This window comes from Candidatus Methylomicrobium oryzae (assembly GCF_016745425.1).
GTDB lineage: Bacteria > Pseudomonadota > Gammaproteobacteria > Methylococcales > Methylomonadaceae > Methylomicrobium > Methylomicrobium oryzae.
Window position 1 is genome coordinate 1 of sequence record NZ_JAERVK010000017.1, and the last position, 23,024, is coordinate 23,024.

25 protein-coding genes are annotated in these 23,024 nt (G+C 54.5%); 8 read left to right on the forward strand and 17 right to left on the reverse strand.

What is annotated here, in order from left to right:
* Positions 1-57: 57 nt before the first annotated feature.
* Together mnmM and JJL52_RS17145 are read left to right on the forward strand one after the other, a co-directional pair.
* Positions 58-522 carry a tRNA 5-(aminomethyl)-2-thiouridylate-methyltransferase MnmM gene (mnmM, locus tag JJL52_RS17140; RefSeq protein ID WP_236994335.1) on the forward strand — a complete coding sequence of 155 codons (465 nt, stop codon included), beginning with the start codon at positions 58-60 and terminating at the stop codon, positions 520-522.
* Positions 523-613: 91 nt separating this feature from the next.
* Positions 614-955 carry a DUF2956 domain-containing protein gene (locus JJL52_RS17145; protein ID WP_202053717.1) on the forward strand — a complete coding sequence of 114 codons (342 nt, stop codon included), beginning with the start codon at positions 614-616 and terminating at the stop codon, positions 953-955.
* A gap of 76 nt (positions 956-1,031) precedes the next feature.
* On the opposite strand, the gene JJL52_RS17150 is transcribed toward JJL52_RS17145, so the two are convergent.
* Positions 1,032-1,751 (reverse strand): glutathione S-transferase family protein, encoded by a 720-nt coding sequence (locus JJL52_RS17150; protein WP_202053718.1) that lies wholly within the window; start codon positions 1,749-1,751, stop codon positions 1,032-1,034.
* Between the two features lie 107 nt (positions 1,752-1,858).
* On the opposite strand from JJL52_RS17150, the gene JJL52_RS17155 reads away from it, so the two are divergent.
* A complete protein-coding gene (locus tag JJL52_RS17155; RefSeq protein ID WP_202053719.1) occupies positions 1,859-2,242 on the forward strand; it encodes a winged helix-turn-helix transcriptional regulator in 384 nt (127 codons plus the stop codon).
* A gap of 79 nt (positions 2,243-2,321) precedes the next feature.
* Here the strand turns inward: JJL52_RS17155 and tatC are convergent, their stop codons facing one another.
* The 9 genes from tatC to hisB all read right to left on the reverse strand — a co-directional run bounded on the left by tatC (position 2,322) and on the right by hisB (position 7,387).
* Positions 2,322-3,092 (reverse strand): twin-arginine translocase subunit TatC, encoded by a 771-nt coding sequence (gene tatC / locus JJL52_RS17160; RefSeq protein WP_236994333.1) that lies wholly within the window; start codon positions 3,090-3,092, stop codon positions 2,322-2,324.
* Positions 3,082-3,408: a Sec-independent protein translocase protein TatB gene (gene tatB, locus JJL52_RS17165; RefSeq protein WP_202053720.1), complete on the reverse strand. Its 327-nt coding sequence runs from the start codon at positions 3,406-3,408 to the stop codon at positions 3,082-3,084. Before tatB ends, tatC begins: the two co-directional genes overlap by 11 nt.
* Before the next feature lie 2 nt (positions 3,409-3,410).
* Positions 3,411-3,623, reverse strand: a complete 213-nt coding sequence (tatA, locus tag JJL52_RS17170) for a twin-arginine translocase TatA/TatE family subunit (protein ID WP_202053721.1) — start codon at positions 3,621-3,623, stop codon at positions 3,411-3,413.
* A 176-nt stretch (positions 3,624-3,799) separates the two neighbouring features.
* Complete coding sequence (locus JJL52_RS17175; RefSeq protein ID WP_202053722.1) at positions 3,800-4,117, reverse strand: phosphoribosyl-ATP diphosphatase; 318 nt, start codon at positions 4,115-4,117, stop codon at positions 3,800-3,802.
* On the reverse strand, positions 4,114-4,506 hold the full coding sequence (gene hisI, locus JJL52_RS17180) for a phosphoribosyl-AMP cyclohydrolase (RefSeq protein ID WP_202053723.1): 393 nt from the start codon (positions 4,504-4,506) through the stop codon (positions 4,114-4,116). Before hisI ends, JJL52_RS17175 begins: the two co-directional genes overlap by 4 nt.
* Positions 4,503-5,279, reverse strand: coding sequence for an imidazole glycerol phosphate synthase subunit HisF (gene hisF, locus JJL52_RS17185; RefSeq protein WP_202053724.1), 777 nt, complete (start codon positions 5,277-5,279; stop codon positions 4,503-4,505). The genes hisI and hisF overlap by 4 nt, the downstream gene beginning before the upstream one ends.
* Before the next feature lie 2 nt (positions 5,280-5,281).
* Complete coding sequence (gene hisA, locus JJL52_RS17190) at positions 5,282-6,013, reverse strand: 1-(5-phosphoribosyl)-5-[(5-phosphoribosylamino)methylideneamino]imidazole-4-carboxamide isomerase (protein ID WP_202053725.1); 732 nt, start codon at positions 6,011-6,013, stop codon at positions 5,282-5,284.
* A 63-nt stretch (positions 6,014-6,076) separates the two neighbouring features.
* The gene (gene hisH, locus JJL52_RS17195; protein ID WP_202053726.1) at positions 6,077-6,712 is read right to left on the reverse strand and encodes an imidazole glycerol phosphate synthase subunit HisH; all 636 of its coding nucleotides are present in this window, start codon (positions 6,710-6,712) and stop codon (positions 6,077-6,079) included.
* Positions 6,713-6,793: 81 nt separating this feature from the next.
* Entirely contained in the window at positions 6,794-7,387 is a 594-nt protein-coding gene (gene hisB, locus JJL52_RS17200; protein WP_202053727.1) for an imidazoleglycerol-phosphate dehydratase HisB, read from the reverse strand.
* Positions 7,388-7,683: 296 nt separating this feature from the next.
* Here hisB and JJL52_RS17205 point away from each other — a divergent pair, with 296 nt between their 5' ends.
* Both JJL52_RS17205 and JJL52_RS17210 read left to right on the forward strand, forming a co-directional pair.
* On the forward strand, positions 7,684-9,645 hold the full coding sequence (locus JJL52_RS17205; protein ID WP_202053728.1) for a SpoIIE family protein phosphatase: 1,962 nt from the start codon (positions 7,684-7,686) through the stop codon (positions 9,643-9,645).
* A 433-nt stretch (positions 9,646-10,078) separates the two neighbouring features.
* Positions 10,079-11,095 carry a sterol desaturase family protein gene (locus JJL52_RS17210; RefSeq protein WP_202053729.1) on the forward strand — a complete coding sequence of 339 codons (1,017 nt, stop codon included), beginning with the start codon at positions 10,079-10,081 and terminating at the stop codon, positions 11,093-11,095.
* Positions 11,096-11,168: 73 nt separating this feature from the next.
* On the opposite strand, the gene JJL52_RS17215 is transcribed toward JJL52_RS17210, so the two are convergent.
* Positions 11,169-12,542, reverse strand: coding sequence for a class II fumarate hydratase (locus JJL52_RS17215; RefSeq protein WP_202053730.1), 1,374 nt, complete (start codon positions 12,540-12,542; stop codon positions 11,169-11,171).
* Positions 12,543-12,732: 190 nt separating this feature from the next.
* Between JJL52_RS17215 and JJL52_RS17220 the strand changes: the two genes are divergently transcribed.
* Positions 12,733-12,987 (forward strand): hypothetical protein, encoded by a 255-nt coding sequence (locus tag JJL52_RS17220; protein ID WP_202053731.1) that lies wholly within the window; start codon positions 12,733-12,735, stop codon positions 12,985-12,987.
* A gap of 143 nt (positions 12,988-13,130) precedes the next feature.
* On the opposite strand, the gene JJL52_RS17225 is transcribed toward JJL52_RS17220, so the two are convergent.
* Together JJL52_RS17225 and smbP are read right to left on the reverse strand one after the other, a co-directional pair.
* On the reverse strand, positions 13,131-13,343 hold the full coding sequence (locus JJL52_RS17225) for a cold-shock protein (protein WP_202053732.1): 213 nt from the start codon (positions 13,341-13,343) through the stop codon (positions 13,131-13,133).
* 374 nt (positions 13,344-13,717) lie between these two features.
* Positions 13,718-14,062, reverse strand: a complete 345-nt coding sequence (gene smbP / locus JJL52_RS17230; RefSeq protein ID WP_202053733.1) for a small metal-binding protein SmbP — start codon at positions 14,060-14,062, stop codon at positions 13,718-13,720.
* Between the two features lie 646 nt (positions 14,063-14,708).
* Here smbP and JJL52_RS17235 point away from each other — a divergent pair.
* Both JJL52_RS17235 and JJL52_RS17240 read left to right on the forward strand, forming a co-directional pair.
* Positions 14,709-14,972 carry an RNA recognition motif domain-containing protein gene (locus JJL52_RS17235; RefSeq protein WP_202053734.1) on the forward strand — a complete coding sequence of 88 codons (264 nt, stop codon included), beginning with the start codon at positions 14,709-14,711 and terminating at the stop codon, positions 14,970-14,972.
* A 170-nt stretch (positions 14,973-15,142) separates the two neighbouring features.
* On the forward strand, positions 15,143-16,279 hold the full coding sequence (locus tag JJL52_RS17240; RefSeq protein WP_202053735.1) for a DEAD/DEAH box helicase: 1,137 nt from the start codon (positions 15,143-15,145) through the stop codon (positions 16,277-16,279).
* Between the two features lie 289 nt (positions 16,280-16,568).
* Here JJL52_RS17240 and JJL52_RS17245 read toward each other — a convergent pair whose 3' ends face one another.
* The 4 genes from JJL52_RS17245 to JJL52_RS17260 form a co-directional block, all read right to left on the reverse strand.
* A complete protein-coding gene (locus tag JJL52_RS17245; RefSeq protein WP_202053736.1) occupies positions 16,569-17,267 on the reverse strand; it encodes an OmpA family protein in 699 nt (232 codons plus the stop codon).
* 70 nt (positions 17,268-17,337) lie between these two features.
* Positions 17,338-17,751, reverse strand: coding sequence for an exosortase system-associated protein, TIGR04073 family (locus tag JJL52_RS17250; protein WP_202053737.1), 414 nt, complete (start codon positions 17,749-17,751; stop codon positions 17,338-17,340).
* A gap of 501 nt (positions 17,752-18,252) precedes the next feature.
* The gene (locus JJL52_RS17255) at positions 18,253-20,160 is read right to left on the reverse strand and encodes a proton-conducting transporter transmembrane domain-containing protein (protein ID WP_202053738.1); all 1,908 of its coding nucleotides are present in this window, start codon (positions 20,158-20,160) and stop codon (positions 18,253-18,255) included.
* Entirely contained in the window at positions 20,157-22,760 is a 2,604-nt protein-coding gene (locus tag JJL52_RS17260) for a YbcC family protein (RefSeq protein WP_202053739.1), read from the reverse strand. The genes JJL52_RS17255 and JJL52_RS17260 overlap by 4 nt, the downstream gene beginning before the upstream one ends.
* Positions 22,761-23,024: the final 264 nt, after the last annotated feature.

The following is a 23,024-nucleotide window of genomic DNA, read 5'->3' on the forward strand; positions in this document are numbered from 1 at the left end:
AACGGTATTTCTTTACCTGCCTTTTGTGGATCGGGGTAAAGTGATAGGTGGTGAGTTCTGTTACAGAAAGTCGCGCCGAAGGGCAGGGTCTACGGTTTCGATATTCAACAGTCGGCTCTTGAATCAGCGCAAGACAGAATTACAAACCCTATCCTTCGGAATTGCCTGACCCTGTTTCATCGCAGCCATGCCGAAATGGATGAGATGCTGCCTCAGGCGCGGCATGGCTTGGTCAGTGCCGTGATGTTCAATCTCGGCTATTTGCCCGGCGGCGATAAATCGGTAATCACCCGATCCGAGTCGACATTGGCGGCATTATCGGCTGCAAGCCGGCTGCTGAGTCCTAAAGGGATCATCACGATCGTCGCCTATCCCGGCCATGCCGGCGGCGCACAGGAATGCGAACAGGTCCGGCAGTGGTGTGCGCAGTTGGACTCCGGGCGCTTTGAGTTTGAACTGATCGCGGCCAAACCGGGCGATCAGTCCGCTCCCCGGCTTTTTGCGGTGAACCGGAAATTTTAAGCGCTGCCGATGGTTTTTGGCTGCAGCATGCGGTCGAGCGAAGCCGGCAAGATCTGTTTGATGAAATGTATTTTCCTTCCCATACACCTTTATGGCTAACAAAAATTATCAAAAACCTTCGCCGCAAACCCAGGAAGAGGCGCTGAAAATCGCCCGGGCTACCCAGCGGCCGGCGCAGACGAAAGAACAGACCAAACTGATCGCCCAAGGCATCCAGAAAGGCATCGAGCAGTATAAAAAACAGCAAAAGGAAAAAGCTCGGGAACTGAGCAAGAGGCTCAAGAAAGCCTCGCATCAGAACGGGCCGCAGGACGTCCAAACAGACATCAATCCGTCGATTCCGGAAACGATCGTTTACAAGCAGCACTGGCTGCCCTGGCTGTTGCTCGGTTTGACCTGGCTCGGGATCGGCATTTACGGACTGTTTTACTGAAAGGCTCCATCCGATACGCTGACTCCTAAGCGGAAAGGACGCTATTCAGCAACGCCATCACGGGCCTTGATGCACTTCAGCTTGCGCGCCAGGGCAGTTCCGGATAGAACTCGGCCTGCATGCGCCTGCAGTAGTCGTGCAGGTTTTGCCTGGATAACGCATGATCTTTCAGCGGCGATTCGATCGGGCCGCCGATGATATTGACCAGAATGCCATAGGCACTGGCATCCAGGGTGCTTGGCCGCTTGCCCATGAAATACGGCTTCTCGCCGAGAAAATCTGCGAGGCTGTCGAGGTCTTCCTTGCCCAGTTTGAACTTTTCCTCGTGGCTCAGACGGCCGATGCCGTGCCCGAGAATCTGGCCCTTGATTTTACGGCGGTAAACGGCGGCGGCCAAGTCGCGCGCAATCGGCGGCAACACCCCGAAAATCGCGGCTTTGTTTGCCTGCCAGTTGCTGTCGCCGTAGTCCCAGCGCGTCACCATGCTGATCCAGTAGAGATGCTCTTCCAAGAGGCGCTGAAACGATTTGGCCGTGGCCAGTTCTTCGGACGAAAGGTGGGCATCCCGGCCCGTGCCGTATTTCGATTGCAAGTGATGCAGGATCAGGCGCGAGTCGGCGATTCGATGGCCTTCGTCGTCGATAAACGGCAGTTTGCCGCGCGGAGCCTTGAGGGGAAGGGATTCGGCGATTTGATACGGTATCCGGTTCATGCGCAAGTAGGTTTCGAGCTTGACGCAGAACTGGCTCAAGTTGGGAAGTCCCCAGGTACGGGCGAATTGGTGAAGGATGATCATTTTTTTCTCCGGGCAGTTCATGTGTTATAGTTACTTTAAAAATGCAAGTGACTATGTTAGGGCAAGTAACTTGCAAAAAGCAAGTAATATGAAAACCGGATGCTGAAATGCACGATCCCAATCAAGACAAATTCGAACGCTCCTGTTGTCCGGTCGCGAATGTGCTGGATCTGTTAGGAGATAAATGGACGCTGCTGGTGGTGCGCGATCTGGTATTAGGCAAATCGCGTTTCGGCGAGTTTAGCGAATCGCCCGAAGCGATCCCGACCAACATTCTGGCGGACCGCCTGAAAAGGTTGGAGCAAAGCGGAATAGTAATGAAAGCCCCTTATTGCCGCAGACCCCTCCGCTACGAATACGAACTGACCGAGAGAGGGCGGGACTTGATACCGGTGCTGGAGTCGATGGTCGTCTGGGCGGGCAAACACCTGCCCGGAACGCAGGTGTTTGCCCGTTACGTCCGGCCGGTTCAGGATGGCTCGGGCGGATAGATTGGGTTAAGGCAGGCAGACCTGCCAGGTTTTAAAAACCTGGCAGGTTTTTTGCGGGCAAGTGGTGGCTCGCCCTGCCTTAGGATGGCGTCAGTTGCTTGTTTGGATCGGATTCGGCGGGTTTGGGCGCAAACAAACGGGAGCACAACAAGCCCGCTTCGAACAGCAGCCACATCGGTACCGCCAGCAAGGTCTGCGAAATCACGTCGGGCGGAGTCAGCACCATCCCGATCACGAAAGCGCCGACAATCACATAGGGACGTTGTTCGGCAAGGCTGCGCGGCGTTACGAGGCCGGCCCAGACCAATACGACCGTAAAAATCGGCACTTCAAAGCAAATGCCGAAGGCGAAAAACAGGGTCAGAACGAAGTCGAGATAGTGGCTGATGTCGGTCATCATGGTCACGCCGGTAGGCGCGGCTGCGGTCAAAAACTGGAACATCAGCGGAAACACGGCGAAATATGCAAACGCGACGCCGAGAAAGAACAGCAGGGTGCTGGCGATCAGCAGCGGCAGGATGAAGCGCCGCTCGTGCTGGTAGAGTCCCGGTGCGACGAAGGCCCAGAATTGGTACAGCAGATACGGAATCGAGATGAAGATCGCAACGACCAGCGCCAATTTAAAGGGTGTAAAGAACGGCGAGGCGACTTCGATCGCGATCATGCTGCTGTTGGCGGGCATGTACTTCATGAGCGGGCCTGCCAGCAGCGCATAAATATCGTTCGCGTAATAGGCGAGCGCGAGGAAGACCGCCAGCACGAAGATGACTCCCCGCAGCAGGCGGTCGCGCAGTTCGATCAAATGGCTCAGGAAAGGCATTTCCTGGTCGTCGTTCAAGTTATTTTTCATGATGCTGCTCTGCGTCCGGCTTCGGGCTGTCTTGCGGCAGACTTTCGAGAGAGGATTGGAACGAACGGGCGGCGCCGCGGGTTTCATCGATCAGGTTTTGCAGTTCTTTCAGATCGCCCTGTTCTTTTAAAACCTGCCGCATTTCCTCGGCATGAAGCTCGGCGCTGATTTCGGCCTTGGCGGCGGCAATCATCCGCCGGGTTTTGCCGATCCAGTAGCCGGCAACCCGGGCGACTTTGGGAAGCCGCTCCGGCCCGATCACCAGCAGGCTGACCAGCCCGACCATGACGATTTCGGAAAAGCCTATTTCGAACATGGTCAGGTTTTTTCTTGATGTTTGGTGATCGTTTCGCCTTCGATCGGCGGTTTATCCTCGGCTGAAAGCGTCGGATTGTCCTGGTCTTTGACCGCGTTACGGAAGCCCTTGATGGCTGCGCCCAGGTCGGAGCCGACATTGCGCAACCGTTTGGTGCCGAACAGCACCACCACGATCAGCAACAAAACTAATAATTCGGAAATGCTGATGCCCATGGGCTTAACCTCTTTCTGATTAGGTGGGAGTTACGACTGGGCTTCAGTAGCCCGTTGTCGCCGGCGCGGGAGCCTTTTATTAGGACAAAACCTCAGTGCCATTATCGTGAGAATTGATTTGAAAAGCAGGGCGGATACGCTTCGCTATTCTCGCGCTGCAATATGATTCCTTAGGTTTATTTTTGCCGTTGCGCCTTTTCTTCGATACCCGACAGCCCGAAGCGGCGCTGCAGCTCGTTCAACACGTCGTCCGGCCCCAGTCCTTGTTGGGCCAGCAGCACCATGCAGTGAAACCATAAATCGGCCGTTTCATAAACGATCTGCTGCTTGTCGCCGCCTTTCGCGGCGATTACCGTTTCGGTCGCTTCCTCGCCGATCTTTTTCAGGATCGTGTCGAGTCCCTTTGCGTAAAGGCTTGCGACATAGGATTTCTCCGCCGATTGCTGTTTGCGCTGTTCCAGCACGTCCGCCAGTTGTTGCAGTATTTCGCTCATGAGGTTCGATAGATAGCTTCGGGGTCTTTCAGTACCGGTTCGACCGTCTGCCATCGATCACCCTGCAGTTGCCGGTAAAAGCAGCTCTCACGTCCGGTATGACAGGCAATGCCGCCTTGCTGTTCAATTTTGAGCAAAACGACGTCTTCGTCGCAATCGAGGTAGATGCCGAGCACTTTTTGCCGATGGCCGGATTCTTCGCCCTTGCGCCACAATTTGTTCCGCGACCTGGACCAATACACCGCATAGCCTTCGGCGGCCGTCAACTGCAGCGACTCGCGGTTCATCCAGGCGAACATCAATATTTTGCCGCTGTCCGCCTGCTGGGCGATCGCCGGCACCAGGCCGTCGGCGGTCCAGCGGATTTCGTCGAGCCAGGCTTCGCTCATGTCAGCCTTACCTCGATCCCGCGCGCGGCCATGTGCCGTTTCGCCTGCTGGATCGAGTATTCGGCGAAATGGAAGATGCTGGCCGCGAGCACCGCATCGGCTCTGCCTTCGATAATGCCGTCCGCCAGATGATCCAGATTGCCGACGCCGCCCGAGGCGATCACCGGAACAGTGACCGCTTCACTGATTGCGCGCGTCAGCGGCAGATCGAAGCCTTCGCGCGTCCCGTCCCGGTCCATGCTGGTCAGCAGAATTTCGCCGGCGCCGTAATCGACCATTTTTCTCGCCCAGCCGATTGCGTCGATGCCGGTCGGTTTGCGCCCGCCGTGCGTGAAGATTTCCCAACGGTTTGGTTCGCCGGGGGCGGACACTTTTTTCGCGTCGATCGCGACGACGATGCACTGCGAACCGAAGCGGTCGGCTGCTTCGCGTACGAACTCGGGATTGAAGACGGCCGCGCTGTTGATGCCGACCTTGTCCGCGCCGGCGTTCAGCATCCGGCGGATGTCGTCGAGCGTGCGGATGCCGCCGCCGACCGTCAGCGGGATGAAGACTTCGCCGGCGACCTGTTCGACCACATGCACCATCGTGGCGCGGTTGTCATGCGTGGCGGTAATGTCCAGAAAAGTGATTTCATCCGCGCCTTCGCGGTCGTAGCGCCGGGCAATCTCGACCGGGTCGCCGGCGTCGCGGATATCGACGAACTTGACGCCTTTGACGACTCGTCCGTTGTCGACGTCCAGGCAGGGAATGATGCGTTTGGCAAGGCTCATGATCAGAACGATTCGGCCAGTTTTTCCGCTTCGGCGAAATCGAGCGTGCCTTCGTAGATGGCTCGGCCGGTGATTGCGCCGATCACCCCGTCGCCGGCAATCTCGCCGAGCGCGCGGATGTCGTCGATATTGGTGATGCCGCCCGAGGCGATGACCGGAATCCGGATCGCGCGTGCGAGCCGCGAGGTGGCTTCGATGTTTACGCCGGACATCATGCCGTCCCGCGAAATATCGGTATAAATGATCGCTTCGACGCCGTCTTCCTCGAAATGCTGCGCGAGGTCGATCACGTCATGGCGGGACAGTTTGGACCAGCCGTCGATCGCGACCTTGCCGTCTTTCGCGTCGAGCCCGACGATGATCCGGCGCGGATATTCGACCGCCATGTCGCGGACGAAATGCGGCGCATTGACCGCCTTGGTGCCGATGATCACGTATTCGACGCCCGCATTCAGATAAGCCTGAACCGTTTCTTCGTCGCGGATGCCGCCGCCGATCTGGATTGGAATATCAGGAAAGGCTTCGACGATCGCATGAATCACGTCCGCATTGCGCGGCTTGCCCGCGAAGGCGCCGTCCAGATCGACCAGATGCAGCCGTCTGGCGCCCAGGCCGACCCAGCGGCCCGCGACTGCGACCGGATCCTCGGAGAATACCGTATCGTCTTCCATACGCCCCTGCCGCAAACGGACACACTTGCCTTCTTTCAGATCAATAGCAGGTATCAACAACATACGCGGATTTCCTCAACAGCAATTTTTATAATAATTAAGAAAGATCAGTAAGATAAAAGTCAATCAGCAGGACCAGCGCAAAAAGTTGCGCAGCAGCTGCAAGCCGGCCGTCTGGCTTTTTTCGGGGTGAAACTGCACCGCGAAAATATTGTCCTGCGCCAGTGCGCAGGCGAAGGTTTCGGGGTAGGCGCTCGTGGCGGCCGTCGTATCGGCGTTATCGGGCCGGGCGTAATAGCTGTGCACGAAATAGAACCGGCTGTCCTGCGGAATGTCCTGCCATAGAACGTGCGGAATTTGATGAACTTGGTTCCAGCCCATATGCGGAATTTTAAGCGCATGGCCGTCGCTGTCGGCCAGATTCTCGGCGAAACGGACCACATGCCCCGGGATCAGGCTCAAGCCCGAAGTACCGCCGTTTTCCTCGCTGTCGGTCAATAATGCCTGCATTCCGAGGCAAATGCCCAGCAGTGGTTTGGCTGCGGCGACTCGGCGGATCACCTCGTCCAGCCCGCTTTCGTTCAAGGCGCGCATGCAGTCGCGGATCGCGCCGACACCGGGGAAAACTACCCGGTCTGCGCCGAGAATGGCTTTGGAATCGGCTGTGCAGATCACTTCGGTTTCAGGATCGGCATGCTGCAGTGCTTTGACGATGGAATGCAGGTTACCCATTCCGTAATCGATAACAGCGACGGATGACATAAGACTAAGACGAAAGGCTCGGACTAAAAGGAAAAAAATTCAGGAATCATTGCCGATAAAATGCACTGGAGATGCGCGTGGTTAAAGGCTGCCTTTCGTGGAGGGCATGATGCCGGCCATGCGCGGGTCGGGAGTGACCGCCATTCGCAGCGCGCGTCCCAGGGCTTTAAAGATCGTTTCGGCGATGTGATGGGCGTTGACGCCTTTCAAATTGTCGATGTGCAGCGTTACCCCGGCGTGGTTGACGAAACCCTGGAAAAACTCCCTGAACAGATCGACATCGAAGCGGCCGATCATCGCGCGCGGAAATTTGACTTCATAGAAGAGCCCCGGGCGGCCGGACAGATCGATCGCGACACGCGACAGGGCTTCGTCGAGCGGCACATACGCATGGCCATAGCGAACGATGCCTTTCTTGTCGCCGACCGCCTGCGCGAAGGCCTGGCCGAGCGTGATGCCGATGTCTTCGACGGTATGGTGGGCGTCGATTTCGAGATCGCCTTGCGCATCGACCTCAATATCGATTAAGCCGTGCCTGGCGATTTGATCCAGCATGTGGTCCAGAAACGGAACGCCGGTGACAAACCGGGCTTTGCCGGTCCCGTCCAGATTCAGGCTGATCTTGATTTGCGTTTCGAGCGTGTTGCGCTCGACGCGAGCGGTGCGTGGGTCCATGATTCGGTTAAAAAAAGCAATGTCGGCCATTTTACTATGAACTGAAGTGTTTTTGCAGTAGTTGTTCGCTTTAACCGGCAATGCCGGTTTGCGGAGAGGCGGAGAGGGAAAGCGGCGCCTGCGATTATCCGGCGAATTCAAGGTTAGGACGGCAAATTAAACCCATAGGGGGAAAGATCGAGGCGAGGACGATTGTGTTATGATCCGAAAAGCTCCGGAGCCTAATCTTGCCTTGCTTAACCAGGATTTTTTCAACAAACCTGAAAGTCTCAGCTGAAGTTATCAGGAGAGAAAACTTGCATCAGCCTAATGAACTTCCGAAAGCCAAGATCGTGATTGCCGAATGGGAACGTTCGGGCAATGCCTGCGTCTGGCCTCCCCGGATCAAGCACATCAATGCCGCGGCGGCCGAACTCTTGGGCTTCGACGAGAAGGAGGTGGCGGACAAATCCTTCCATTTGCTCTGCCCGGAAAACGAAGATCAACCCTGGCAGCAAGTCTTTTCGCGTTTGCTCGAATCGGGCGACGATCAGTATGTGATCGCCGGAGTTGCGACCCGTAGCGGACGGCTAATCAAATCCCAACTGTCGCTGTCGCGCTTGATTACAAAGGATCCGGATTTGATCAATATATTGATCCTGATTCAGGAATTCGGCAATAAACTCCTTCTGGAAACCGCCGGAGAGGAGGAAACCAGGTTTTCTTCCGCGACTTCGGGGTTGTGTATGGATGTCGAATCGGCGCTGATCGAGAGCGAGAAACGTTTTCGGCAGATGGCCGAAATGACCGGGGAATGGCTTTGGGAACAAGATCCCGACGGCTTCTATATTTACTCCAGCACGGCGGTTTACCAGATTTTGGGTTACCGGCCCGATCAGGTCATCGGCAAGCACTACACCGAATTTTTAACTGCGCAAGACAAGGCCGAGCAACTGTTTTACGCGACCAGCCAGGAGCCGTTCTACAGCCTGATCAACCACTACCAGCATCGGGATGGCCATCAGGTGATTACCGAATCCACCGGCTTGCCGATCGTCGACGCCAGCGGAAAATTGCTTAAGTGGCGCGGCGTCGACCGCGATATTACGGCTCGAAAGCAATTCCAGGATGCCTTGATCGAAAGCGAAAAACGCATCCGGATGATTATCGAGAGCTCCCTGAATGCGGTTGTAATCATGGATGCTCACGGGCTTATCCGGGACTGGAATCAAAAAGCCGAACAGATGTTCGGCTGGAGCCGCGAAGAAGCACTCGGACAGCGCCTGGAAGAACTGATCATTCCCGAACGGTTCCGCAGAGCGCATCGGCAGGGCGTGGAGAATTTTTTGCGCAGCGGCGAGGGTCCCGTTTTGAATCGCCTGATCGAACAGACCGCCTTGCGCCGCAGCGGCGCGGAGTTTCCGATCGAACTGAGCATCTCGCCGCTCAGGGAAGGCAATACCTTCATCTTCAGCGGGTTCATTCACGATATCAGCGCGCGCAAGGCTGCCGAACAACAGATCCGCCAGGCCCAGGTCAAACTGGCGGTCGCGCGCAACGAAATCGAAATCGCGCGCAAGATTCAGACAACGCTCTCTCCGTCATGCCCGATCCGCAACGACCAATTCGAAGTCGTAGGCCGCTGTTTGCCGGCCGACCGGGTCGGCGGCGATTATTACGACTATTTCAGCCGCGGCAGCCGCCATCTGGAACTGGTGATTGCCGATGTATCGGGCCATGCGATCGGGCCGGCGCTGTTTATGGTCGAGACGCGCAGCGCGATCCGCGCAAATGCGGGCGGGGTCGAGTCGCCGGCGGCGAAGCTGAGCGTGTTGAACAATTTCCTGTTTGAGGATCTTGACAAATCGGACTTTTTCCTGACCTTATTCTATCTGCAATACGACATCGACAACCGGCTGATCCGTTATGCGAATGCCGGCCATCCTCCGCCTTTATTATATCGGCAGCGCCACCATGTCTGCTTTCCGCTGGATGCGGAGGGTTTGATCGTGGGCGTTACCGAACAAGTTTTTTTTGAAGAAAAGTCCCTGCCGCTGGAACCGGGCGACATGATTTTGTTTTACACCGACGGTTTAATCGAAGCCGAAAACGATGGCGGCGATTTTTTCGGAATGCAGCGGGTCGAGAACCTGCTGCTTGAACACTGCAGAGACGATCCTGAAACGCTGATCGATGCTTTTTTGGCTCGCCTGCAGCAGTTTTGCCGGACCGATTCGTTCAAGGACGATATTACGTTGATGGTTTTCAAGTGCCGTTGAATCGGCTTCGCCGGGGCAAAAAAATCGGCAATACTTTCGCTGAAACATATACCCGGCATTTACCTGCCGGAACTTTTGGTTTTGATGCAAATCTACAACAGTAACTGCACCTAAAACAACAATTCAATCGCACAATAAAGGTGCATGTTTTCTTCGGGGAACTGAACTTTTTACCCTTCTTTTTCAAAAACTTAAGATATTTATTTGTAAAAACAATAAAATCAAGTATTTAAGTATTTGTTGTTTGCTTTTTCCTTAAAAAATAGCTGCAATTTTTTATGGCATTGAAATTGCTGTGAACCCTAATGAGGAAATAGCGGAAATCCGTCTAAAACCCAGAGAGAAATTTTCATCACTCCGTCACATGCAATAATTAGAATAATTTTGTGATGCACTTTCCATCAAGTTATTTGCGGTAAATTGAGGTAAAGTCATGCTTAACATCATCGAAATTTATTCCACCCTGCAACCCTTGCTGTCGGCCTGGCAAATGCAGTTCGCCGACAATTGGCCGTTCATTTGTGTGATTTTGGGATTTGCTCTGCTGTCGTTTGCCGAAATTCAGCAGCCCAACCTGCCGCAGCGGCCTAAACAAACCCTTGCTGCCTATCGCGTTAATTTGGGACTCTTTGTCGTCAACAGTGTGCTGATATCCGCTTTGTCAATAACAGGCTTATGGTTTGCGCTGGAGCATTTTTCCGGAAAAGGCCTGCTGGACGGGATCCGTAGCCACGGTTGGAAAGCGCTGGTAGGCTTCTTACTGCTGGATTTGCTTTTGTATGCATGGCATCGGGTCTGCCATCGGTTCGACGGATTATGGCTGTTCCACAAGGTCCACCACAGCGATCCCTATCTGAATGCATCGACTGCTTTCAGGATTCATATCGTCGAGATGGTGATGACGACCGTGCTGAAAGCGCTATACATTGTTCTGCTCGGCATCGACAAAACGGTCGTATTCGCTTACGAAACGGTATACCCGCTGTTCGTGATGTTCCACCATGCGAATATCGCCTTTCCGGGTGAGAAATGGCTCGGTCAAGTGATCGTGACGCCGCATCTGCATCGCGTTCACCATTCGCGCGAACGGTCGGAGCACGACAGTAATTACGGGGCGATCCTTTCGATCTGGGACCGGCTGTTCCTGTCGCGTAAAGAGGTTGAGCCGGCAGCCGTCGGGATCAAGCAGGCGGCACCGCAAACGGTGTGGGGATTGGTCAGATTCGGTTTCGTGAATACCGCACCCCCTGCGCCGGTTCCTGCCTGTGCCGGCGCGGTCACGGTGAATATCCACACTATGATTGCCGAAGCGGCGTACTACAAAGCCGAAAAGCGGTCATTTTCGCCGGGTTATGAATTGTACGACTGGCTCGAAGCGAAGAAGGAAATCCTCAGCCAGATCCAGCGTGACCACAATCAGTTCCAGCGCGATCGCTGCATGAATTGTTGAGGTGCCGTCCGAATGTAATGGACAGTGCAGTGCGGCAGGCGAGTGAAAATTAACTAATCGCTCGCCTGCCGCGTTATTTGCCGATCAGCCGGGCCGGATCCAGCAGTTTTTCGAGTTCCTCGCGCGACAGACCGGTCATCTCCGCGGCCACGTCGATGATCGGGCGCTGTTGCCGATAAGCGGTCTTCGCAATTTCCGCGGCTTTGGCATAGCCGACGACCGGATTCAATGCAGTCGCCAGCATCGGGTTTTTCGCCAGCGGCTCCGCGAGTTTTTCAGTCCGCACTTTAAACCCCTTAATCGCCTTATCGGCCAGCAGGCGGCAGGCGTTGCCGAGTATCTCGATGCTTTGCAGCAGATTGTAGGCGATCACCGGCAGCATCACGTTCAGCTGGAAATTGCCGGATGCGCCGGCCAGCGTGATCGCCGCATCGTTGCCGATCACCTGGACGGCGGCCATCGCGGCCGCTTCCGGAATCACCGGATTGACCTTGCCCGGCATGATGCTGCTGCCCGGCTGCAAGGCGGGCAGTTCGATTTCTCCAAGACCCGCCAATGGACCGCTGTTCATCCAGCGCAGGTCGTTCGCGATTTTGAGCAGGCTCACCGCAACCACTTTCAACTGGCTCGATAATTCGACGCTGGCGTCCTGGCAGCTCAGGCTTTCGAAAAACGAGCCGTTCGGACTGAACGGCAGGCCCGTGTCGCGGCGCACCGCTTCGGCAAACCTTGCCGCGAATTCGGGATGTGCGTTGGCGCCGGTGCCGACTGCCGTGCCGCCCTGCGCCAGTCGGTAAATCCTAACCAGCGCCGTCTCGATTCTTTCCTTACCATTCCTGATCTGCAGCGTCCAGGCGTTCATTTCCTGACTCATCCGCAGCGGCAGCGCGTCCATCAAGTGCGTGCGGCCGGTCTTCAGGATTTCGTTAAGAGCGGCCGATTTCGTTTCGATCGCTTCGGCCAGATGCGTCAGCGCAGGCAACAGGTTGCGATGGCAGGCGAGTGCGGCGCTCAAATGAATCGCGGTCGGTATCACGTCGTTGCTGCTTTGCCCGCGGTTCACATGGTCGTTCGGGTGAATCTCGACCCCCGCCTGCCGGCTTGCCAGGGACGCAATCACTTCATTCACATTCATGTTCGTGCTGGTGCCGGAACCCGTCTGAAATATGTCGACCGGGAACTGATCGGCGTGCCGGCCGTCGATGATTTCCTGCGCGGCTTCGGCAATTGCCGCGCTGCGCGCTTCATCTAGCTCGCCCAGTTCTGCGTTGACCTCCGCCGCGATTTTCTTGATCAGCGCGATGGCCTGGATGAAGCTTGGCGGCAAAGTCAGGTCGCTGACCGGGAAATTCTCGATCGCGCGCTGAGTTTGCGCGCCGTATAAAACGGAGGAGGGCACACGGATCTCGCCGAGGCTGTCTTTCTCGATGCGGTAGGATGGAGTCATGGCATAGCCTTGCAAAGTATGAATTGTAGAGTCGATCTCTTGCCAGTTCTTTGAGTGGGTTGTGCCGTGAAGGTTTCCGAAGCCGGCTCCGATGTCTTGTCTGCCCGCCCGATACGATAAAGGCATGTTTAAGATCAGCGGACGGCGCTTGCTGTAAAATCGCCTTTCGACAAATGATCGGAAAATCGCTATGGCTATTAATCCGTGGGCAACCCGCGTTTTGTTTTTATTCTGCCTGCTGTTGAACGCTTGCGCCGAAATTAAACAGACCGGCAGGGTTGTCGGCCATACCACGCGCGATGCGACGCGCGAAATTGGGCATGGCACGCGCGATGTCGTCAAAGCCATCGGTCATGGAACTCGGGATGCGGCTCGGGAAATCGGACATGGCGCCCGGCGCGCGGTCGATAATATTAAGGGCGAAGTGGAGGGAGAGGAAAATTAATCCGCGGATGGCGAACGGCCATAGATGCGCTTACTCCGTTAGCACATCCTACAAGCTAAAATCAATCGCCATTAACTTAAACGAGGGCGAGTAAAGGCCGGAAGGCAGGCTGCGGTATCTGCACAGCCTGCCCAGTCAATGAGTTAAATGACCTTTACGTTTTCCGCTTGTGGACCTTTCGGGCCGCGGTTTACGCTGAATTCGACCCGTTGGCCTTCATCGAGGGTTTTATAGCCGCCCGCATTGATGATGCTTCTGAAATGGACGAAAACATCCGGGCCATTCTGTTGTTGAATGAAGCCGAAACCTTTTTCAGCGTTGAACCATTTGACGGTGCCTGTAACAACTGTAGACATAATAAGTCCTCTAAAAATTAATAATGGTAAAGCCCTAAGCGGGCGGATGTAGCTGATAAAAGAAAACTTACTGAGTGGAAAACAGGACGAGAAACTACAGGAGAGACATCGAAATGAGAAACAGAGGGTAAATCTTTTTTAAGCTCCTATTAGTATGAGCCGGATGTTTGGTGAAGTCAAACAATATCTGACTAGACTTTCTATGACTTACCGATTTCTAGAGGGTGGGGCGTTAAAGCCCGCGCTCTTCCATTGCGGCGGGCTTTGTGTGCGAGTTTCGTGTTTAGCGGCATTTCCGCAGAGAAGCGGTCGAGAAAAGGCTTGGGTTCCGTCTGAAAACCTCATCTTAGAGCGGCTTAAAACGTGCAGTCAAATTACTGATTACCGGCTTTAATGTGGGCCGCCGCTTCTTCAGCGGCTTTGGTTGCAGCTTTTGCGTGGTCTTTTCCTTTCATTTTGCCGTGTTCGATAGAGGCTTCCAGGGATTTAACGGCGGCATCCATATGAGTTTTCGACTCGCCACTGGCAACCCGCGCGGCCGCTTTCGCGTGAATCAATGCCTCTTTTGCGTGTGTGGTCAAAATAGCGTTATGTTCGGCCTTTCCATATTGGATCGCCATATTTGTATGTTTCAAAGCCTCGTCGGCGTGTTCTTCCGCAACTACCGCAACGCTCAGTAAACCCATTAAAGCGGCGCCGATCAATGTGATTTTTTTCATAGTGTCCTCTGTTTATTTTTTTTATGAATATTCCTGAGCTGTAGCGGTAAACAATTTGCGAAGTTCAGGAGCCGGCATCATATCATGTCCTGAAAAAAGCCCACGATTTAATTCCGATTAAAATTATCGGAATTATTGTGCGGTCCTGTATCGTATGCCGCCATTGTCCGCATAAAATGGTCAGTATCTATCGCATAAGCTTGATATTTAGGCGGTTTTATTTGAACCCCAAATAAGAGTGATTTGCACTCCTTGGGACGCGAATTAAATTAAATCATAGGATTAAATTGCTGTCCGGTTAGTGAATGTCATATAATCGAGACCGTTTCGAACTTCATAGCTAAATTGTAGTTGTTTAGTTATTGTTGTGGATGACCAAGGGTTAGGCGCAATCTTCCGGTTGTTGCTGACATCAAGTCGTTCAAATCCCCTCTATTCTTCTATCTGAGGCATTGGATGGGGCGCGGAAAGTAATCCTTGCGCCTCTCTTCTATCCAGAATTCGCTACGCTTGTCCAGGGGATTCAAGCAAACTGATGATTTGCCTCTCCTGTGACGCCTCCATCAGCGTAGCACTCCACCCTGTTGTATCCCGGATTTACAAATTGACCGGCTACAGCTTTTCTATCCCCTATTAAGGACTTCTATTGAAAAGATTATTTGTGGGAAATTTGCCCAGCGACGCGACCGAAGCCGGTGTAACGGCATTGTTCTCGGAGTTTGGCAGAGTCCATTCCATTGAAATTATTACCGATCTGTTCAGCGGCAAATGCAAGGGTTTTGGCTATATCGGCATGGAAGGCCATGAAGCCAGAGCCGCAATAGCTAAACTTAACGGCATGCCTTATAGCGGCAAGCCGCTCCGAGTCAGTTTTGAAGACACTAGCGGCAGAAAGGGCGGTCGCCGCTAGCAAAACGGTTAAATCAGTCAAAGAACATCATCTGTTCATTCTACCCTGGAGCGCGGCACCTAGCATTGGACAGGATCTTATGTTCTGTGCGAGGAAAAGAGCCGCGCCATCATCTTCCTCCGTTTTTTTAATTATCCTGGGACTTGAGTTCCTTCTTATTGAGATTTTCTATGCCATTTTCTTCTCTCGGCCTCTCCGAGCCCCTGTTGCGCGCGGTCAGCGACTCAGGCTATACCACGCCTACACCGATACAGCAAAAGGCCATTCCAGCGGTTCTATCGGGCCGCGATCTGCTCGCCGCCGCGCAGACCGGCACCGGCAAGACCGCCGGCTTTACCCTGCCAATCCTCCATCGGCTGGCGGATAAGCCTTACGACCGTAACCGTCCGGTCAGGGCGCTTATCTTGACCCCAACCCGAGAACTGGCGGCGCAAGTGGGCGAATCGGTAACCAAATACGGCGCGCATCAACTGCCTCGGCTAAAATCGGACGTCGTATTCGGTGGTGTTAAGATCAACCCGCAGATGATGCGGCTGCGCGGCGGCGTCGATATTTTGACCGCTACGCCAGGGCGTCTGCTGGATTTGGTTGCGCAGAATGCGGTCAAATTGAATCAGGTCGAGATTCTGGTTTTGGATGAAGCGGACCGCATGCTGGACATGGGGTTTATCCGGGATCTCCACAAGATTCTGGCGCTGTTGCCCAAGAGGCGGCAGAATCTGCTGTTTTCCGCAACTTATTCGCCGGAAATCCGCAAATTGACGCAAAAACTGCTCATCAATCCGGTGCAGATCGAAGTCGCGGTTGAAAACGCGGCGGCCGACACCGTCGAACAGGTAGTCTACTCGGTCAATAAGACGGCGAAGACCGCGTTTTTGACGCAGTTGATCAAGCACAATGACTGGCGGCAGGTTTTGGTGTTTACCAGCACCAAGCACGGTGCCAATAAACTCACCGAAAAGTTGAATTCCGCGCAGATTGCAGCCAAGGCCATACACGGCAATAAGAGTCAGGGAGCGAGAACCAGTGCCTTGGCCGATTTCAAAGCCGGGGAAATCCAAGTACTTGTCGCTACCGATATCGCCGCGCGGGGGATCGATATCGACCAGTTGCCGCATGTTGTAAATTATGAATTACCGCGCTCCTCCGCCGATTACGTGCACCGTATCGGTCGTACCGGACGGGCAGGCCGAGGCGGACTTGCGGTTTCTCTGGTTTCGGAAGAAGAAAATAGCGCGCTGCGTCTGGTGGAAAAATTGATCGGATCTAAAATCGCTCGCGGACAAGGGGTTGATTTCTTTAAATAGAAGCCTATCGTTAAGCTATTTGGGAACGAAGCAGAGGGGGCAGAGGGCTTTTTTTATAGTGTAGAACCAAACTGTCTGTTACCCAGTAATAACCTGCCGATAAAGGCGCGGCCCGGTAAGGCCGTTTTGGGGCTGAAATGAGACGTTGTGGGTAAGACATTATCAAGATTAATTCGAGGCGTTATACGATAAAGTTCAAATCTTTACAGTTTCAGCGGCTTGTGCCCCACGCCGCTTTCCTCTGGTTTTTGCTTAAAAGCCTGAACAGGCGCGGGGCAGGAAGACGGTTTTATTTTAAACCGGCGCAGTCCTGGTAGCCCGGATGGAGGGTACTCATCATCACCACTCGATGCTGTTGGCTCGGCGTATTATCAGGGCCTTCCGCTTCGCCCATCGCTTTGACGCGCAGTTGCCCGGATTTTGCGCCGTGCTCGACGAGCAGCCTGGCAACCGTTTCGGCACGTCTTTCCGCCAAACCCTGGTTGCTGGCTTGATTGCCCACTGTATCGGTATAGGCTGTCACATCGGCAAAAGCATCGGGATGCGATTGCAGGTACCGGCCCATGATCGCGATGGCTCGCTGATCGGTTCGGTAAGGGGTGGCGCTGCCGGTTTTGAAATAGGCGGCGGCATGCTGCGCAACCTCGCTCATGTGGTGGTTGGGGCTGTGGACGGCCGTCAGCCACTGGCAGAGCGCTTTTTCCGATTCCAGGCGGTGCTGCGAGGCGGCCCGGGCCGAATCGATCGCATGCTGCCCTTCCTCGATATTCCAGTAGTGATCGTTTTTCCAGTGGTTCAATACCTTGACGGCCTTTTCCAGATTTTCCTCGGCCAGTTCCTCGTGATGGATGGACTGGCCGTAATCCCCGAGGACGGCGGCGTCTGCTTCCGAGGTCAGCAGCGGAATGTCTTTATGGGGCGGCTGCGCGCATCCGGCAAGTGCCGTGGCAATTACCGCGCTGGGCAAGTAAAAAAAGTGTTTGTTCATGATCTTATCCTCTTAATTCCAAATCAACCGCAGTAGTGAGCAACGATGAGCTGATGGGAACCGGCGCGGCCTAATCGTCGTCGCCGTCGTCCAATGGACCGTAAGTCGTCCAGAAACCGGGATAATGCGCCCCGAAATAGCGTGTGTCCTCGCTAAAGCGTTCCCAGACGTAAGGAGGCGTAATGTAATCGTCGGTCGGGATCGGAGAGGTAATTAATTCCGCCGCACCGACAAGGGTGCGGCTGACCGCATGTGCCGTGCCGCGCAGCAGCCCCCAGCTAAAACCGACGAAGATATTTTGATCGTGGCTGATATTGACGACGTTTTTGGGAATTTCGATCCATCCCGTGGTCGTATTGAAAAATCCCTGATTGACTTTAGAGGTAAAACCGGAGAGATAAGTGTGCGTATCGGCATGGGCCGGTTGCGTCGACAGCAGGGTGCCGGTTAGAACACATAGGTTAAAGAGGTGTTTTTTGTTCATTATTGATTCCTCCCAAAAATTAAATAGCCGAATCTTGTTTCACCGAAAAAAAGATTCCGGGGAAATTTAATACGATGAAACGGGCAAGAAGATCATACAACGGTAAATCCTTGAAAGCGACAATTTCTAGATATTGAAAACCACGGAAGGTTCAGTTGGGGATTGCGTTAATTTCTCGATACGTCTTAAGCGGTTACCGGCAAAGGATGAGGATAAAGACCCGCTTCCCAGTCGAGGATATTTTGTAATGATTTGGCTTGTTTACCGGTTTGGAAGAATCTACAGCGTAATCTAAGGGGTATGCTTAAGGGGGATATCGCTTAAGAGGGAGGGGATCAGACGGCGACTTCCCGAACTGAAGAGGCTTTGCAATTTCATGCCTGAAAACTTCATCCATAAAATCGCAAAGCTAGGTTGATGGTGTGGATTTGGCGGTCTGGCTGCGGGCTGATACGCGTTTTCGCTGCCAGACTATTATTGAATCAAAAAGTTGAATTCCGGTTATTTATTCAATTCCACCGGCCGTCCCATGCATAACCGCAGAAAAATACGCGCGGCCGCGATGCCGTTCACGACGAACGAGAAAGCGATTAGCGCCGCGAACCACGGTTGTTGGCTGCTGGCGTGGTAGAGCAACAGGTCTTCGCCGACGAAAGCCGGCGTGATCGGGAAACCGACCAGACCCAAGAAACTCAGAAACAACAGCAGCGACAACAGCGGTTTACTTTCCGCCATACCGCGGTAGGCGAACGGCATTTCGTCGAAATTTTCCGCTTTGAGCAGTAAATAAAGTGCGGCCAGACCTAAAAGCCAGGCCGGCACGATGCCGGTCAGGAACAGCAGCGCATCGTCCCAGGCCGAATTGACCATGAACCAGACCGCGGTGCAGGCAAAGAAATAACTGAGCGCGATATCGTTCCAGGTCCTGAAAGGGCTGTGTTTTTGGCTGAAGCCGCTTAACGTGGCCAGTACCATCGCGATCGAAGCAGGAAGCGCGAGATATTGGTAATGCAGCAGTTCCGCTTCGGCGACGAACACGAACAATCCGAAAATCAGGAGCGCGGTCGAGCCTTTGATCCAGGGGCTGATTTTGTTCATCTTGGCGCCGATTTTCTTCAATGGATCCCATAATAAGGCGCGCATCAGCATTTCGAGGTTGCCTTCCTGCAGCGAAAACACGTACAGGCTGTTGCGCAGCACGCCCGGCAAGGTGTCGCGGATCGACAGGGGCAGTTTTTCGCGCAGCGAATTGCTCTTGATGTAGAACTCGGTGTCGGCCGAGCCTTCCAGGCGCAACAAATGCGCGACGATCGACGGCGACACCAGCAGCTGATAACAGCGCAAGAAGGCATTGCCGAGGAAATGCACCAGCACCAGGAGTTCGAGGCCGAACGCCAGTTCCATGAACATGAAGCCGACTTGGGTGATCGAGCTGTAGGCGATCTGGCCTTTGATGTTCGATTGGGTTTTTTCCGATAAGGTGGCGATGCAAACGGTCATCAACCCGATCAGAAACACGATCGCGCGACTCGGGAAATGATAGGTCCAGATCGGCATCGTGCGCAGCAGTAAAAACACGCCGAGATGCACCGACAAGGCGCCGTAGAAGATCGCGCTCGACGGCGTCGGTCCTTCCATTGCACGCGGCAGCCAAAAACAGAACGGGAATTGCGCCGATTTGCCCGAGGCGGCCATCACGATCAGCAGCGACAACAGCAACAGCGCGCCGTAGCCGGCCGGCGGCATCGCTTCGTGTTCCAACAGCCGGGCAATCTGGCTGAAGTGATCGCTTTCATGGAAAAGCATGTGCGTCATCCAGGCGCCGAGCAGCAGGCCGATGTCGCAAAAACGGTAGATCGTATAGGCGCGCAACGCATTGCGGACCGGCTGCGGGCGATGGCGGTAGAACGCGATCAGCAGGAAGGACGAGACGCCGACGATTTCCCAGCCGGCGAACAGCGTATCGATCGAGCCGGCCAGGATGACCATGATCAGGCCGAACACGAACGCGAAAATGGTCAGGAAAAAGCGCTTATAGCCGGCTTCCCGGTGCAGGTAATTGCGGCAGTAGCGGACGATGATCGAGAAAATGATCCAGGTGCAGAACAAATAGGCCGCACTGACCTTATCCAGATAGAACAAAACCGGGAAGCGGTAATCGCCTTTTTCATACAGCGTAAACGCCTCGTATTCGTAGCGCGGAAAACCGTCCAGCGCCCATAACGCCAGCAGCGAAGCGATGCTGATGCCGAGCGCGGCCGTGCACCCGTAACTGATGGCGGCGATTCTTTTTTCGTCCGCGCTCCAGTAGGTGTATTGGGCAAAGGTTTTGCGGTCCTTGGGCGTCAGAAAGATGCCGATGAAGCCGAGCAAAGGCAAGAACTGGCAAGCCAGCAATAAAGTATTCATGATGGGCTCCGTTCTGTCACGAGTTTGTGGATCGGCACCGTATGGGTTTGTCCTGAGAAGGCGGCTTCGGAGTCGGGTGCGGACGGCGTTGGCGCGCTGTCTTCAAAACCGACGCGATCCCAGCCTTGTGCGCGGTAAAAATAGACTGCATGGCTGCCGGGTTCGAGACAGCCGAAACGGACCCAGTCGTTGTCGAGCCATTCCCGTAAACTGCCGATTTGTCCCAAGGCTTTGTCGATGATTTCGCGTGTCTGCTCGATTACGATCAGCAAGCGTGCCGGCTCGTGCACTTCGATCATTTGATTTGGCAGGCCGGTGCGCAAGTCCCCTTCGACGCCGTTCGCTACGCCGAGCAAGCCGATCACGTTATGCGGCAGCTTAGTGCCGGCCCCGTAGACTGAATTATCGATTCGCGAAAATAGATATTCCAGGTTGATGCCGCCGCAAACCGGAATAATCGCGTTCAAAATTCGGGCTAAGATCAGACCTTGATCGTCGTTGCCGGGATCGTACGAATGCAGAAAAGCTCGCCTGTCCATGAACAAATCGCGGCTCAACGCGCGTTTGCCGACGATGCAGTACAGATTGTTCGAATGGTTGTATTCGGGGCGCGGCTCGAAAATCGATACCGAGCGGCCTTTCACGTGCGCATGCGCCGCTTTAGGATTTTGGCTTTGTGGCGCTAACTCGAACCAGCGGCAGCGTTCAAGCGCGTTGCGTTCGAGGGCGCGTTGCATCGTATCCTTGAAGGCCTGCAAGCCGCTGGCCGGCTGCTGCTCGAAGAGATGCTCGTCGAAATAGGTCATTTCGTCGCGGGTGGTGTTGTGCATCGCGGCAATGAACCGGGTCGTTTCGGGAATGTCGATTCCGCGCTCACGCAACAGTGCGCGTACCTTTTCGTGATTGGCCATCCAGGCGAAGGCGCGCGCATTCGGCGCGCCTGGCTTGCCGGAACAGGCGCCGCAGTCGTAAGCCGCAAAATGCGGATTATTGACGCTGGTCGAACCGTGCGCGACCACCACGACCAGCGGCGCAAAGTCTTTGATCAGCCCGATGTTGCGGAGCAGCCCCTCGATCCGGTCCGCCATTTCTCCGAGCGAAAATCCGAGCATGCGCCCGTCCTCGGTCGGCGTATCGCTTTCGCGCAGCAGATGCAGATGCGTGTGCGCAGCGACTTCGCTCAATTTTTTGATATCGGGCAAGCGGCCGCCAGGTCGAAACACGTTCCAGGCCAGCCTGATCGCATAACCGATGCCGAGCGTTTGGGTGTACAGCCAACCGCGGAACAGTGAGTGCCCTTTGACGTGCAAGTGCTGCAATTCGCCGCCGCCTTTCCTTTTGTCTTGCGTTACCGAAAGGCGCGATTCGCGTACGAGATGCTTCGGCTGGATGATCACCGGGCATTGCGCAACCGGGAACGCATCGTCGATGCCTTGATACAGGAAGTCGATACCGAAAAAACCGGCCGCGCCGAAGGTTTCGATCGCCGGGTTCAATTCTTCAAGATGCCTCCGCAGCGAGCACTCGCGGTCGTCGATGCAAAACAACGCTTGCGCGAGCGTTGCGGCTTTTGTCGCGCCGGCCGGAGGCTCTGAAGCCAAGGCTGCCAATAGTTCGGAATGTAACGTCCATTCCATCGCTTCATGCCAGACTTTCAGGCGTAAAGGGACTTTCGGTTTGAAGTGCGGGTCGTTCAAGAGCGGGGCGGCTTTGGCTTTAGGGGTTTGAGCGATGTTCGCGAATCGGTGGCCTTTTTTTAAGTAGAGGAATGCCAGTTCGCAGGCCAGTTCGACGGCAATCAATTCTTTCAACGAAATGTTTCGGCGCGCCAGCAGCGCGGATGGATTCAATTCGACCAAACGAACCATGCCGGACCAGCCCGGATGGGCGAGCAGCATTTCGAGAAGATATTGTTCGTAAAGCTGTTCGTCGCCGACGATTCGGTCAAGGCAGGTTAGGATGACTCGTTCCGGTTTTTCGAGTAGCAGCGTACGGACAGTAGGTTCGTGGAAAGGGTGGAGCGATAACAGGCTGTTGTGTACGAGCCGCCACAGGCAATCCCAGAATCGCTCTCCATCTTGAGAGAGCGTCCAGCGGCTGATGCCTTGATCTAAAAAATTTGCCAATAAACGGAACAGGACCGGATGCGTCAGAGCGTTCAAATCGACTTCCAGTTGCGTCAGCCAAGTATTGCGGATGCCTTGGTTGGCAAGCGAAACGGGCGGATAATGACTGCGGTAGTCCTCGATAAATAGGGAGTCGCGGAATTTTTCGATGTCTTCGATATAGGCTGCCGATTGGTCTATCGCCCAATCGATCGCCGCATCGGCGATTCTTCCCTGCCGGTAGCGTTTCTGGTAATCGGCGAGCGGCAAATAGCTGCGGGCGCCGAAAATCCGGGCCGCCAGCGCGACGCCTTCATGAAAGGGGTGCTGCTGAACCGAATGCAGCGTATTGTGGTGAATGAAGTCTTTGATCGGGCCCTGGGTCGGAAGCCAATGCGAGATATGATCGATGGCAGCGTCCAAATTGAACGTGGATATCGTCTTATCGGAGACGGAGGGATGGGGAACGTGTCGATGCGGTGCGCTAATGGTCATCTTGAGACTGTAAACCTCGAGAAAAATAGTCAGGCGAATAACAACCGGTTTGACTTGAGGAATAACCTAAAGGTGCTTGGTTACTCGTCAGGCGTTTATCGATTGCCTGCCTTGATAAAAAGCAGCGATTTTTTCATGCCCTTCGAACAGGGCGCTGACAAAGCCGCGTCAAATAGCAAAATCAGTTCGAAAACTGATTCTTGTCGAAGTTCTAGCATTATTCATGCCGCAATCTAAATTGTTGATTTTACAGCTTAGAGGCAG